Source organism: Rhizorhabdus antheiae (genome assembly GCF_049889055.1).
Classification (GTDB): Bacteria; Pseudomonadota; Alphaproteobacteria; order Sphingomonadales; family Sphingomonadaceae; genus Rhizorhabdus.
The window spans coordinates 224,364-237,250 of the sequence record NZ_JBLTWO010000001.1; the positions used below are offsets into that span (position 1 = coordinate 224,364).

General features: G+C 66.3%; 11 protein-coding genes. 4 read left to right on the plus strand and 7 right to left on the minus strand.

From position 1 onward, the window contains the following. Positions 1-4: 4 nt before the first annotated feature. Positions 5-961 carry a carbon-nitrogen hydrolase family protein gene (locus ACNI3R_RS00985; protein ID WP_426179148.1) on the minus strand — a complete coding sequence of 319 codons (957 nt, stop codon included), beginning with the start codon at positions 959-961 and terminating at the stop codon, positions 5-7. A 107-nt stretch (positions 962-1,068) separates the two neighbouring features. Here ACNI3R_RS00985 and ACNI3R_RS00990 point away from each other — a divergent pair, with 107 nt between their 5' ends. Continuing rightward, complete coding sequence (locus ACNI3R_RS00990; protein ID WP_426179150.1) at positions 1,069-1,422, plus strand: DUF952 domain-containing protein; 354 nt, start codon at positions 1,069-1,071, stop codon at positions 1,420-1,422. A 6-nt stretch (positions 1,423-1,428) separates the two neighbouring features. Here the strand turns inward: ACNI3R_RS00990 and ACNI3R_RS00995 are convergent, their stop codons facing one another. Continuing rightward, entirely contained in the window at positions 1,429-1,782 is a 354-nt protein-coding gene (locus ACNI3R_RS00995) for a DUF481 domain-containing protein (RefSeq protein ID WP_426180234.1), read from the minus strand. A gap of 66 nt (positions 1,783-1,848) precedes the next feature. Next, the gene (locus tag ACNI3R_RS01000; protein ID WP_426179151.1) at positions 1,849-3,582 is read right to left on the minus strand and encodes a DUF885 domain-containing protein; all 1,734 of its coding nucleotides are present in this window, start codon (positions 3,580-3,582) and stop codon (positions 1,849-1,851) included. A 73-nt stretch (positions 3,583-3,655) separates the two neighbouring features. Here ACNI3R_RS01000 and ACNI3R_RS01005 point away from each other — a divergent pair, with 73 nt between their 5' ends. From ACNI3R_RS01005 to ACNI3R_RS01015, 3 genes are read left to right on the plus strand one after another with little or no spacing between them, the layout of a single operon-like run. Further along, entirely contained in the window at positions 3,656-5,218 is a 1,563-nt protein-coding gene (locus ACNI3R_RS01005) for a peptide ABC transporter substrate-binding protein (RefSeq protein WP_426179153.1), read from the plus strand. Next, positions 5,215-6,711: an ABC transporter substrate-binding protein gene (locus ACNI3R_RS01010; RefSeq protein ID WP_426179154.1), complete on the plus strand. Its 1,497-nt coding sequence runs from the start codon at positions 5,215-5,217 to the stop codon at positions 6,709-6,711. Before ACNI3R_RS01005 ends, ACNI3R_RS01010 begins: the two co-directional genes overlap by 4 nt. A gap of 34 nt (positions 6,712-6,745) precedes the next feature. After that, positions 6,746-7,180 carry a DUF4112 domain-containing protein gene (locus ACNI3R_RS01015; protein ID WP_426179156.1) on the plus strand — a complete coding sequence of 145 codons (435 nt, stop codon included), beginning with the start codon at positions 6,746-6,748 and terminating at the stop codon, positions 7,178-7,180. A gap of 61 nt (positions 7,181-7,241) precedes the next feature. On the opposite strand, the gene ACNI3R_RS01020 is transcribed toward ACNI3R_RS01015, so the two are convergent. From ACNI3R_RS01020 to ACNI3R_RS01035, 4 genes are all read right to left on the minus strand, one after another. Beyond that, complete coding sequence (locus ACNI3R_RS01020) at positions 7,242-7,421, minus strand: CsbD family protein (protein WP_426179158.1); 180 nt, start codon at positions 7,419-7,421, stop codon at positions 7,242-7,244. 105 nt (positions 7,422-7,526) lie between these two features. After that, entirely contained in the window at positions 7,527-8,267 is a 741-nt protein-coding gene (locus ACNI3R_RS01025; protein WP_426179159.1) for a DsbA family protein, read from the minus strand. Between the two features lie 14 nt (positions 8,268-8,281). Next, a complete protein-coding gene (locus tag ACNI3R_RS01030; protein ID WP_426179160.1) occupies positions 8,282-9,655 on the minus strand; it encodes a M48 family metalloprotease in 1,374 nt (457 codons plus the stop codon). An 82-nt stretch (positions 9,656-9,737) separates the two neighbouring features. Beyond that, positions 9,738-12,452, minus strand: a complete 2,715-nt coding sequence (locus tag ACNI3R_RS01035; protein WP_426179162.1) for an Rne/Rng family ribonuclease — start codon at positions 12,450-12,452, stop codon at positions 9,738-9,740. Positions 12,453-12,887 lie beyond the last annotated feature (435 nt).

Consider the following 12,887-nt stretch of genomic DNA (forward strand, 5'->3'; position numbering starts at 1 on the left):
CGGCCTAGGCGCCCTGCTCGATCGGCCCCGATCGGCTCGACCGGTCAATCGACAGGCGCAGCACGTCGGGACGCGAATAATGGCCGATGCTGTCGACCCACAATTTGGTGTCGGAAATCGCGTTCAGATCGATCTCGGCGATCAGCAACTGGTCACCCTCCCCCGATACCGGCCCTGCCAGCGTCGCCGCGAAGGGGTGGATCACCGCGCTCCAGCCGCCGCCGGCCCCCAGCAATTGCTGCGGCCCCATCTCCTTTTCGAGGAAATCGAGCACCTGGCCATCGACCGGACTCGATGCGCAGACGACGAAGGTCTGGCCGGTGATCGCATGGTTGCGCATCATCGCCTCGATCTGGATGTTCGCGACCGCGTCGAAACCGGCCATCGTCGACAACGAGGGCCACAGGGCCGCGTGGATCTGCTCGCCATCCTCGACCAGGGCCTGTCGGGCGAGGTTCATCGTATGCTCCCAGCAGGCGAGCCCGCCGAGCCGACCGACCGAGCTGTCGAACACCGACAAGGTCGAACCGTCGCCCTCACCCCAGATATAGCGTTCGGCATAAGTGGGCTTGAGCTTGCGGTGGACGCCGAGCAGCCGGCCGTCGGATTCGATGAAGATCGCGCTGTTGTAACAGGTCCGCCCACCGGTCGCCCGTTCGCTGGCTCCCATCACGACGGCGACCCCCGCCGCTGCCGCCGCCTCGCGGACGATCGCGATCTCCGGCCCGCCGACCTCGACCGAGGCGTCCTGATAGCGCCGGTTCATCGGCGCCTGTATCAGTGGCGGATAGAGGTTGATCCAATAGGGAAAGCCCGGAAGGAAGACTTCCGGAAAGACGAGCAGGCGCACGCCTTCGGCGCCGGCCTTTGCGATCCACTCCGCTGCCTTGCGGGCGGAGGCCATGGGATCCATGAAACAGGGCGCGAGATGCGCCGCTGCAATCTTGAAACCGTCCGCCATATCGCCCTCCGATCGATGAGGGCCGCAGACTATCGGACGATCGGCGATGTACAAGCCCGTCGTCGACCGGCTATCGCGCCGGAGCGAAAGACAGCGAGGGTGCGCGCATGAGCCAGATGATCTTCAAGATTTTGCGCCCTGAAGAATGGGCCGCGTTCCAGGCATCGGGCCGGTTCGAGGGCAGCCCCGTCGATATTCAGGACGGCTATATCCACTTCTCGACCGCGTCGCAGACCAAGGAAACTCTCGCCAAGCATTTCGCCGACGCACCGCGTGTCGCAATCCTCGCCATCCGCGAAGAGGATGTCAGCGCGGACCTGCGCTGGGAGCCGTCGCGCGGCGGCGCCCTCTTCCCCCATCTCTATCGCCCGCTCGGTCTCGACGAGGTGGCCGCGTCGCAGGAAGCCGATCGCGAGGCGATCCTGGCGAGCGGCGACGGCCCCTATTCGATCGACGGCTGACCCGCGTCAGAAGGCATAGACGAGCGAGGCGCGCGACACCGTGTCGGTGCGCTTCTGGCCCTCGGGCGCGTCGCGCTCATATTGGACATTGTAGGACAGCCGTCCCTTGAGCGGGCCGAACAGCAGCGTCTCGATCGAGCTGGTCGAGGTCGCCATGCTGTTGTCCTTCTCGACATAGAGCGCCACTTCCTGCGCCAGCGTCAGGCGCGGAATCGGAGTCCAGCGCAGGTTGAGCCGGGATTGGTCTTTTTGGCGACAGACACGACCGCCGCGATCGTCGCCGGATCGTCGGAGGCGATCGCCGTCTCGATCATTGCGCGTACGGGGTCCGGCAAGGGCCCCGCAACGGCCGGTCCGCACGACGCAATAAGAGCCGTAGCACAAGCCGGCGCTGCAACTATCCTCATGGTCGTGGCCGATGCCCGATCAGTTTGGCAGCGGCCAAGGCCCCTTTCCGCCTTCGGCGATGAAGCGATCGGTGCGCGCGGTGATCACCGGCAAGGGGACCGACCCCAGCGAGAGCAGCATGTCGTGGAAAGCGCGGATATCGAACTTCGCGCCGAGCGCTGTCTCGGCCCGGGCGCGCTCCTTCTCGATCTGGAGCATCCCCAGATAATAGGACAGCGCCTGTCCTGGCCAGCCGATATAGCGGTCGACCTCGGTCGTGATCTCATGCTCGCTCAGCGCGCTGTTGTCGCGCAGGAAGGCGATCGACTGTTCGCGGGTCCACCCCTTGGAATGAATCCCGGTGTCGATCACCAGCCGCGCGGCGCGCCACATCTGGTAACTGAGCATGCCGAAGCGATCATAGGGCGTCTCGTACATCCCCATCTCGATCCCTAGCCGCTCGCAATAAAGCGCCCAGCCCTCGCCATAGGCCGAGATATAGGTGTAGCGCCGCCATTCGGGGCGCTCCTCATTCTCGGCTGCCATCGACGTCTGCCAGCTGTGGCCCGGCGCGGACTCGTGCAGGGTCAGTGCCGTCAGCTGGAACAGCGGCCGCGACGGCAGGTCATAGGTGTTGAGCAGGTAGCGATCCTGCCCGCCCCGCCCGGCGGTGTAGAAGGGCGCGATGTCGTCGGGCACGGGCACGATGCCGAAACGTCCGCGCGGCATCCGACCGAACCACTGGGCCGCCTTGCCGTCGAACTGCTTGGAGATCCACGCCGCCCGATCGAGCAAGGCCTGCGGCGTCTTCACATAGAATTGGGGATCGGTGCGCAGGAAACGCAGGAAGGCCGGGAGGTCCCCCTCGAACTTCACCTCCTTCATGATGTCGAGCATCTGCGCACGGATCTTCGCGACCTCGGCCAGGCCGATCGCATGGATTTCCTCGGGGCTTAGATCGACCGTGGCATAGGCGCGGATCTGCGCGCGATAATAAGCTTTGCCTTCAGGCCACGCTTCGGCCGCCAGCCCTTCGCGCAGCTTCGGCAGATAGTCCTTGCGCATGAACGTCAGCAGCTTCGCATAGGCAGGGATGATCGACGTCGTGATGATCGTCTCCGCCTCGGCGCGCAGCGCATCCTGCCGCGCCTGCGCGATCGACGCCGGCAAACTCCTGAACGGCGTGAACCACAAAGTGTCGCGCGGCGATTTCGCCTCTGCGATCAGCGCGATCGACTGGTCGCGGCCGGCCATGGTGATCCGGGGTGGGGTGAAGCCGCGCTTGAGACCGGCGCGCATATTCTCGCTATTCTGATCGAAATAGCGGGGGATGTCGCGCATCAGTGAGAGCATCGCCTGCGCATCGGCCTCGGTCCGGATCGGCTGTCGCGCGACATAGCCGAGATCGGCCCAGAAGCTGCTGTCGGAGTTCAGCGGCTTTTCGAAGTCGCGGAAGCGCTGGGTGTCGAGCAGCGTCTGCACCTGGACGCGGTAGACTCCGTAATCCTCCTGCTTGTCGGGGGACAGCGTGGCGGGGTCGATCGCATCGAGCGCGCGGATCGTGTCGGTCCAGGTCGCCAGCCGCTCGCGCTGAGTCGCCGGGCTTTCGTCGGGCAGATGGCTGGGAATGCCGCCCTTGTTCGACTCCGCGCTCTGGAAGCTCTTCTGCCGCCATGTCCATTCCCTGCCGCTCAAGGCGTCGAAGCGGTCGTCGGCGGGGTTGGCGTGGAGCGGGGTCGCCAACAGCAGTGCGCAGCCCAGCAGCAATCTCATCCCTACTCTCCCAGGCGGCCAAGCGCTTCATCTTGGCGGCGATCCTGCGCATTTGCAAAGAAGGGTTGAGCCGGTGGGCCGGATCGGTCCACATCGGGCGGAGATGCGCTGGCTAACGATCTTTCTCCTGCTTCTGCTCGCCGCCTGCGGCCAAGCCAATCGATCCGCCCCGCCCGGCGAGCGTATCGTTCGGCTGGCCGACGACGAGGTCAAAAGCCTGGATCCCCAGAGGAGCACCGACCTGGCGACGCTGCGCGTAGCGACCGACCAGTTCGAGGGGCTGACCCGCATCGACGGGCACGGCCGGGCCGAGCCGGGCCTCGCGAAAAGCTGGTCGGTTTCGGGCGACGGGCTCGACTGGACGTTCGACCTGCGGCCCGGCCTGCGCTTCTCCGACGGCATGCCGATCGACGCCACCGTGCTGGCGGGCAGCTTCGCACGGTTGCGCGACCCGGCGGTCGCCTCGCCGGGCGCGGCGCTGTTCGACGCGGTGGACGGTATCGCGGCGGATGGACCGAACCGGGTCCATGTTCGTCTCAGGAACCCCCTGCCGTCACTGCCCGAGCTCATGGCGCTTCCGGCGGTGGCCGCACTGCCGCTACACAGGATCGCGGCGCGCGGCGAGGACTGGACATCGGACCGGCCTCTCGTGACCTCGGGCGCCTATCGGCTGGTCGAATGGCAGCTCAACGAACGGCTGCGGCTCGAACGAAACCCCTATTGGCATTCGGGCCGCGCCCCGATCGCCTCGGTCGAATGGCGGCCCGTGACCGATCGGCTGACCGCGCTGCGCAGCTTCGCCGCAGGCGAGGCCGACACCACCAACGAGTTGCCGCAGACCCGCCTGCACTGGATCGAGGAACGGCGACCCGGCACCGCGCGTATCGCCCCCTATAATGGAAGCTATTATTTCGTCTTCAACACCACGCGCGCGCCGTTCGACGACGTTCGGGTGCGCCGTGCACTGTCGCTGGCGATCGACCGGCGCTGGATCGCGCAGCGCTTGATCGGGCTGGGCACCCAGCCCGCCTGGGGCGTGGTCCCACCCGCCGTTGCCGGGCCGGTCGGTGCGCTCGCTCCGCCCGACGCGGCATGGAGCGCGGAGCGGCGCATGGCCGAAGCGCGACGACTGCTCGCGCAAGCCGGCTATGGACCACGGCGCCCGCTCGTCTTCGACATCCGCTTCAACAGCGACGTCGACCACCGCCGCGTCGCGGTGGCGATGGCGGCGATGTGGCGCCCGCTGGGGGTGACCGCGCACCTGCTGAACAGCGAAGCGTCACTGCATTTCGCCGGACTGCGCCGTCGCGACTTCGCTTTCGCCCGCTCCGGCTGGATAGGCGACATCGCCGCCCCGGAAAATTACCTCGCGATCCACCGCTCGGACGCCGGTGCGGTCAACTATTCGGGCTATGCCAATCCGGCCTTCGACCGCGCGCTCGACCAGGCGATGGCAACGGCGGATGCGTCGAAGCGCGCCATCGCGATGCGAAGGGCCGAAGCTATATTGATTGCCGATGCGCCGCTGCTGCCGCTCTATCATTATGTCAGCCGCTCGCTGGTTGCCCCGCGCGTCGGGGGATGGCACGACAATGCGCCTAATGTTCACCCCTCGCGCACTCTGGTCCTGAAATGACGCGCCGGCTGCCTGCCCTTCTCGTGTTGGCGCTTATCCTGTCGGGCTGCGACCGCAATACCCAGGACGAGAGGATCGACGTCAGCGTGATCGGTCCGCCCGCCAGGTTGCGCGATCCTGCGATCGGCATCGAACGGCTTCCCGACATCGCCCTGACCGGTGCTGTATCGCAGGGGCTCGTCAGCCTGGATGCGGCCGGGCAAGTCGTGCCGGGCATCGCCCAGCGCTGGGCGATCTCCGACGACGGGCTCTACTACACCTTTCGCATCGCCGACGAGATCATCGACGCCGACCGTGTCGCGGCACAGCTGCGCCGCCAGTTTCGCCGCCTCGACGAGACCGATCCCTCCGCCATATCGGATGCCGTAAGGGAAGTCGTCGCGGTCACCCCCGAGGTGATCGAGATCCGCCTGTCCGCGCCGCGCCCCGATCTTCTGGCTCTGCTCGCCGGCCCCGATTTCGCCCTGACGAAGAAGAGCGGCGGCACCGGCCCGCTGCTGATGGTCGGTAAGCCCGGCCGCATGGTGATCCTGCGACCGGCGGAAGCCACGGCAGGTCCGGAGCGCGATGGTGAAGAAGCCGACGCTCCCGATCCCCGCCGGATCCATCTGCGCGGAGAGCGCGCCGCACTCGCGGTCGCGCGCTATGCCGATGGCGGCGCCACGCTGGTCACAGGCGGGACCTTCGTCGACATAATGTTGCCGGCCATTGCCAAAATCTCTCCGCGTGATCTGCAGTTCGATCCCGCTAATGGCCTGTTCGGCTTTCGCGTCGGACGCGCCTCGCCGCCGATGATGGCTGCAGAAATCCGGCAGGCCCTGTCGATGTCGCTAGACCGCGACGCGATCGGTACCGCGCTCGGCATCGCCGGGTGGCGGCCCTCGCTCGACATCCTCCCGCCGGGATTGACCGACGTGGCACAGCCCAGCCGCCCCTTCTGGGCGCAGGCCTTCGCCGACGTGCGCGGCGCGGACCAGCGGGCTCTGGCCGCACGGGCGGCAAGCGCCCGTCAGATCGTGGCGAACTGGCAGAAGCGCGCTGGGGCGACGGGTCCGTTGCGGCTCTCCGTCGACCTGCCCGCGGGCCCAGGTGCGAGAATAGTCTTCGCCGAACTTGCCAGGCAATGGCGCGCCATCGGCGTCGAAATGGTGCGCGCAGGCCCCGGTCAGCCTGCCGATCTGCGGCTGATCGACGAGGTCGCCCCGGTCGACCAGGCAGACTGGTATCTCGCCCATTTCCGCTGCGCGCGCGGGCGCCCCTGTAGCGAGGAAGCCGATACCGCGCTCGACGAAGCCCGCCGCGCCACCGACCCCGCCGCCCGCGCGCGCTTCGTGGCGGAGGCGGAGCAGCGGCTGACCGCGCTGGGTCCCTTCATCCCCCTCGCTCAACCGGTGCGGTGGTCGCTGGCAGCGCAAGGTCTGAACGGCTTTCAGACCAATTCACGGGCCGTTCACCCGCTTGCGCCGCTTATGGGGAACCAGCGGCGCCGATGAGCGCTGTGACGGCATGACAACGGGAAGAGACAGGATGCGGACCACCTCCGCCACGTTCGAAGAGCTTCAGAAGCGGGTGCCCGGCATGGGCTCCGACCCCGCCTCGGTCCGCCGCCGGATCGAAGCGATGGAGGGATTGCTCGAACGCATGTTCGTGGTCCCCGGTATCAACCGTCCCGTGGGGCTGGACGTGATGCTCGATCTGATTCCGGTGGTGGGGCCCGCGATCGCCGCCGTGATGGGCAGTTGGCTCGCTTGGGAGGCGCGCAATCTCGGCATGTCGAAATGGCAGATGACCCGCATGTTCGGCAATGTCGGCATCGATCTGCTGCTCGGCGCCATACCGTTCGTCGGCGCTATCCCCGATTTCTTCTTTCGGTCGAACAGCCGCAACCTGAAGATGATCAAGCGGCACCTGGAAAAGCATCACCCCGCCCATGTCACCATCGACGGTGTCGTGAACCGCTGATCCGGCCGCTGTTGGGTAATATCCGAAAAAGGGAAGGCGGCCCCGCAGGGCCGCCCTCGCTTCAGACTCGGTTGATCGCACCCTTCACGTCGCCCTTGGCTTTTTGCAGATCGCCCTTGGTTTCCTGCGCATCGCCCTCGGCAGTGATATCGGGCCGGTCGAGCGCCTCGCCGACGGCGCGCTTCGCCTTGCCGATCAGTTCGTTGGTGTGACCCTTGATCTTGTCGCTCATCTCACCCATCGCAACTCTCCACCAGACCGCGAACCATTTCAGCGGTCCGAGGTAGAACGCCCGAACCGGTTTCGGGCTCCAATGCGCTGGAAAATGAGCGAGCGAGCGCCCCCTTCAGGCTTTTGCGCGGGCGTCCGCAATCGCTTTTTTCAAGGCGTCATAGCCCACCGCGCCCTTCAGCATCTGACCGTTGACGACGAAGGTCGGCGTCGCCAGCGAGTCGTCGATCCGCCCGGCGAGGGTGAGATTGTTACGCAGTTCCGCAGTCACTGCGTCGCTCTCGACATCCTTCTGAACCTTCGCCAGATCGAGTTTCATCGACCGCAGCACCTGAGAGACCTTGTCCCCATCAGGGCGCCCGGCGGCGAACATCTTCTCGTGAAACTCGCGGAAAGCGCCCTGCTGCGCGGCTGCCAGACTGGCCTTGGCAGCGATCTCGCTGCCCGGACCGAGAATCGGGATCTCGCGCCAGACGACCCTGAGCTTGGGATCGTCGGCGAGCAGGCGGTCGACATCGGGAACGCTGGTCCGGCAATAGCCACAGGCATAATCGCTGAACATCACCAGGGTGACATCGCCCTTCGGATTGCCGGCCCAGGCCGATGCGAAGGGGGTTTCCAGCGCAGCTTTGTTCGCCGCATAGGCACCTTCGCTCTGCTTCTCGCGGTAACGCTCGATCGCCTGTGGAATGATCTCGGGATGTTCGAGGATATAATCGCGCACGATCGCCTCGACATCGGCCTTGCGCGATATGCGCGGCGATGCGCCCGATTGCGCATACCAGAGCGAGGCCGCGCCGACGGCGATGACGGCGCCGGTCACGATCGAAACGGCAATGCGGCTGTTGTTCTGCATGGTGATCCCGAAGCTCAGCGCTTGCGGTCACGCGCCGATGCGCGCGCCGCAAGGGCGATGTCCTCGGCCCGGATATAGTCCGACGTGCCGCGCGGCAACCGCGACATGGCCGCTTCCGCGCTAGCGACCGCCAGTCCCATATTACCGGTCAGCGCATAGCGCTCGGCCGTGGCGAGCTGTGCGCGTGGCTCGTCGCCCAATCGGGCATAGGCCATGCCGAGCGTGTACCAGGCGAAAGGATTGTCCCGATCGCGTGCGACGGCAACCTTCAGCACATCGCGCGCTTCGTCGAGATTGGCGCGATCCTCGGTCGCGAGCAGGGCATGGCCGAGCAGCGAGGCAATCAGCGGCGAGGCGCGCGAGCCCTGCACCGCCATCCGCAACGGTCCGATCGCTTCCTTGGGCTTGCCGGACTCAAGCAGGATCTGCCCCTGCAATTCGCGAAAATAGGGGTCGGCGGGTGCCATGGCGACCAGCTTGTCGACCTCCTGAAGCGCCTTGTCGGGATAGGCGCCGCGATGCCAGGCATAGGCCCGCGCATAATGCGCCGCCATGCTCTGGTCGCTTTCGGGATATTTGCGCAGCGCCGACGTGGGATCGTCCATATAACCGATCAGCTTGGCCTTGATCCGCAGGAAGCGCGCCTCGAGCGCGGGATCGGTTCGCTTCTCATAAGCTGGGGACTTCAAAACGTCGGCCTTCAGCGTCGCCTCGCGGTCGCCCGACAGGGGGTGGGTCTGCATGAAAGGGTCGACCTGGGCATAGGTCGAGGCGTAGCGATACTCCTCCTGCTTCAGCTTCAGGAAGAAGCTGAGCATTCCCTTTCCCGAGATATTGGCCTTCTCGAGGAAACTGACACCGGCGGCATCGGCGCTGGCCTCCTGAACGCGGTTGAAGGCGAGATATTTGCCCATGGCCGCTTGCTGGCCCGCCATCATCACGCCCATGCCCGCCTCGCCCGCGCCGGCGACGGCAGCGGCCGCGCCGATCAGCAACGACAGGATGGAAATGCCGGTGGCACCCTTGGCGCCTTCACCGTTACGGATGATGTGGCCACCGGTGATGTGGCCGAGTTCGTGCGCAATGACGCCCTGGATTTCGTTGGTGTTGTCGGCCCGCTCGATCAGGCCGCTGTGAATATACACCGCCTGTCCGCCGGCGACGAAGGCGTTGATCTCCTTGTCGCCGATCAGGATGATGTCGACATTGCCCGGCTGGAGCCCGGCGGCGGCGATGATCGGTGCCGCGATGTCCTTGAGATAGGCCTCGGTTTCAGCGTCGCGCAGGATCGACTGGGCAGCGACCGGCTGGGCGGTCAGCGACAGGGCGAGCGCCGCAATCAGCAGACTCCGTAACAGGCCGAACAGCGATCCTTGCCGATGCTTCATGCCTATTGTCTCTCCGGGCGCGGGCCTTAACCCGGCGTGAAGCGTGGAGGCGGGCTCCGCATAGGAAGCCCGCCCCGCACGATCAGGCGCCGAACGTCCGCTGCCACCAGCCGCGGCGCGGCGGCGACGAGGGCTCGTCCTCGGCCTCGGCGGCAGGCGCGCTTTCGGTCTGCTCCTCCTGGACCCGTGCCGACGGCACAGGCTCGGATGCCGGTGCGACAGCAGCGGCCTCCTCGCTGGGCGCGTCGACCACCGCTTCGGCGGTCAGTTCGGCATTTGCCGGGGTGCTCTTGGCCTTGGCACGGCTGCGACGCTTGGGCGCAGGCTTCGTCTCGGCCTCGACAGGCGCATCGGCAGTATCGGCAACGGCTTCCTCCGTAGCCGGTGCTTCAGCGTCAGCCTTCTTGCGGCGACCGCCACGGCGCGGCTTGGGCGCGGCTTCGATCGCTTCCGGTGCCGGAGCATCTTCGGCAGCGACCTCGACCGGTGCTTCGGCCACCGCCTCGGCAGCTACCGCTTCGACGACCTGAGGAGCGGCGTCGGCCTTGCGGGCACGCGGCCGACGACGGGCCTTGGGCTTGGCCTCCTCGGCGGGGCCGTCGGCAGTCTCCACGGCCGGAACCTCGGCTGCGGGTGCTTCGACAACTGCTCCATCCGAGCCTTCCGATGCGGTTGCCCCTTCGACGACCGTCTCGCCTTCGGTCGAGGCAGTGGCATCGTCGCCACCCCGACGTCGACCGGACCGGCGACCGCGACGACGGCGGCGCGGCTCGGCGGCCTCTTCGTCGGCGCCATCCTCGGCCATATTCGCCGGCCGCTCGTCGCCATCGGTCGGTTCGGAAGCCTCGCCTTCCTCACCCTCGCGGGTGCCGTCGGCCTGTCCCTCCTGATCGCGACCACGACCGCCGCGACGACGGCGGCGACGACGGCGACGACGACCGCCGTCGCCCCGCTCGCCTTCGTCCTGACCGTCGCCCTCGGCTTCGGCCTCTTCTTCTTCGACTTCGACCTCGTCCTCTTCCTCTTCGATATCGTCATCGATCTCGATCGGCAGCGGCGTGGGCAGGCGCGGCGCGTGGCTCGGCGGCGGGCCGCCGGCTTCTACGCTCATCCGTGCGCCCTCCAGCGTGCCGTCGGACAGGATTTCGATGATGACGCCGTAGCGCTCCTCGATCTCCGCCAGTTCGGCGCGCTTCCGGTTGAGCACGTAGAAGGCCGCTTCCTGGCTGGCGCGCAGCAGCAGACGCGAACCACGGCCGCGGGCGGCCTCGTCCTCGAGCATGCGCAGCGCGGACAGGCCGGCCGACGAGGCAGTACGGATCAGGCCGGTGCCTTCGCAATGCGGGCACTGGCGGGTCGACGCCTCGAGCACGCCGGTGCGCAGGCGCTGGCGGCTCATCTCGAACAGGCCGAAGCTGGAGATACGGCCGACCTGAATGCGGGCGCGATCGTTCTTCAGCGCCTCCTTCATCGCCTTCTCGACCTTACGGATGTTCGATCCGTTCTCCATGTCGATGAAGTCGATGACGATCAGCCCGGCCATGTCGCGCAGACGGAGCTGGCGGGCGATCTCATGAGCGGCTTCGAGGTTCGTGGCGGTCGCCGTCTGCTCGATATTATGCTCGCGGGTGGACCGGCCCGAGTTGATGTCGATCGACACCAGCGCTTCGGTCGGATTGATGACCAGATAGCCGCCCGACTTCAGCTGGACGACCGGCTGGTACATCGCCGCAAGCTGGTCCTCGACGCCGAAGCGCTGGAACAGCGGCACCGCGTCCGCATAAAGCCCGACCTTCTTGGCGTGGCTGGGCATCAGCAGCTTCATGAAGGCGCGCGCCTGGCGATAACCTTCCTCGCCCTCGACGATCACCTCATCAATGTCGCGGTTGTAGATGTCGCGGATCGCGCGCTTGATCAGGTCGCTGTCGCCATAGATCAGCGCCGGCGCCTGCGACCCCAGCGTGTTCTCTCGAATCTCGTCCCACAGGCGGGCGAGATAGTCGAAGTCGCGCTTGATCTCGGTCTTGGTGCGCTGGAGACCGGCGGTGCGGACGATGCAGCCCATCGTGCGCGGCAGCGCGAGTTCGGTCATGATCGACTTGAGCCGCTTGCGGTCGGCAGCGTTCGAAATCTTGCGGCTGATGCCCCCGCCATGGCTGGTGTTGGGCATCAACACGCAATAGCGGCCGGCCAGCGAGAGATAGGTGGTCAGGGCCGCGCCCTTGTTGCCACGCTCTTCCTTGACGACCTGGACGAGCAGGACCTGCCGGCGGCGGATAACGTCCTGGATCTTGTAGCGGCGGCGCAGGTTCATGCGGCGCTGGCGGAGATTCTCCACGGCGCCATCGTCCGATCCGCCGCCGACCGACTCGCGGCGGGGGCGCGGCGCGTCCTCATCATCGCCCTCGCCGCCTTCGGCATGGGCGCCCTCGTCATCCTGATCGGCGTCTTCGTCGGCTTCGTCGCCATCATCGGATTCGCGGGCACGCAGCGCCTCTTCCTCGGCGGCGTGCTCGGCTTCCTCGCGCAGGAGCGCTTCGCGGTCCTCTTTCGGGATCTGATAATAATCGGGATGGATTTCGGAAAAGGCCAGGAAGCCGTGGCGGTTGCCGCCATAATCGACAAAGGCTGCCTGGAGCGACGGCTCGACGCGCGTCACCTTGGCGAGATAGATATTTCCTTTGAGCTGCTTGCGCTCGGCCGACTCGAAGTCGAATTCCTCAATACGGTTCCCTTGTACGACCGCCACGCGGGTTTCCTCCCGGTGGCGAGCGTCGATAAGCATGCGGGTTGTCATCAAAAGCTCTCCGAACGCGGCGGCCCGTCCAGTGATGGTGGCCGCTCGCGCGATGTGCAAAGGACGGAATGCGGGCCGGCGCGGCAAACCGCATCGTCACCGAAAATTCCGCCGAAGTTGAAAACTGGATATGTGCAGCCGTCGCAAAGTCATCTCCGGCGCGATGCGCCGGAAGGCAGGCTCCGTTCCGAAAGCCGGCGAAGGGCCGGCAGTCTTCGGAACGGGGCGAATAATGACTCATACGATCGTCAACCTGTTACGCCGCCGCCGAAAGGCAGCGGAAAAGCCGGTTCGGCAAGGAGATCCCAACGATATGCGAGGATCGGCCGACGTCCGGACGAAAACTGCTAGCATCCGGCGGCGTTCTCGGCAAGGCATCAGCATGACTGGACAAGCATGGCCTCGCTTTGGTTAAACTATTGCGGCCGTTGTGAA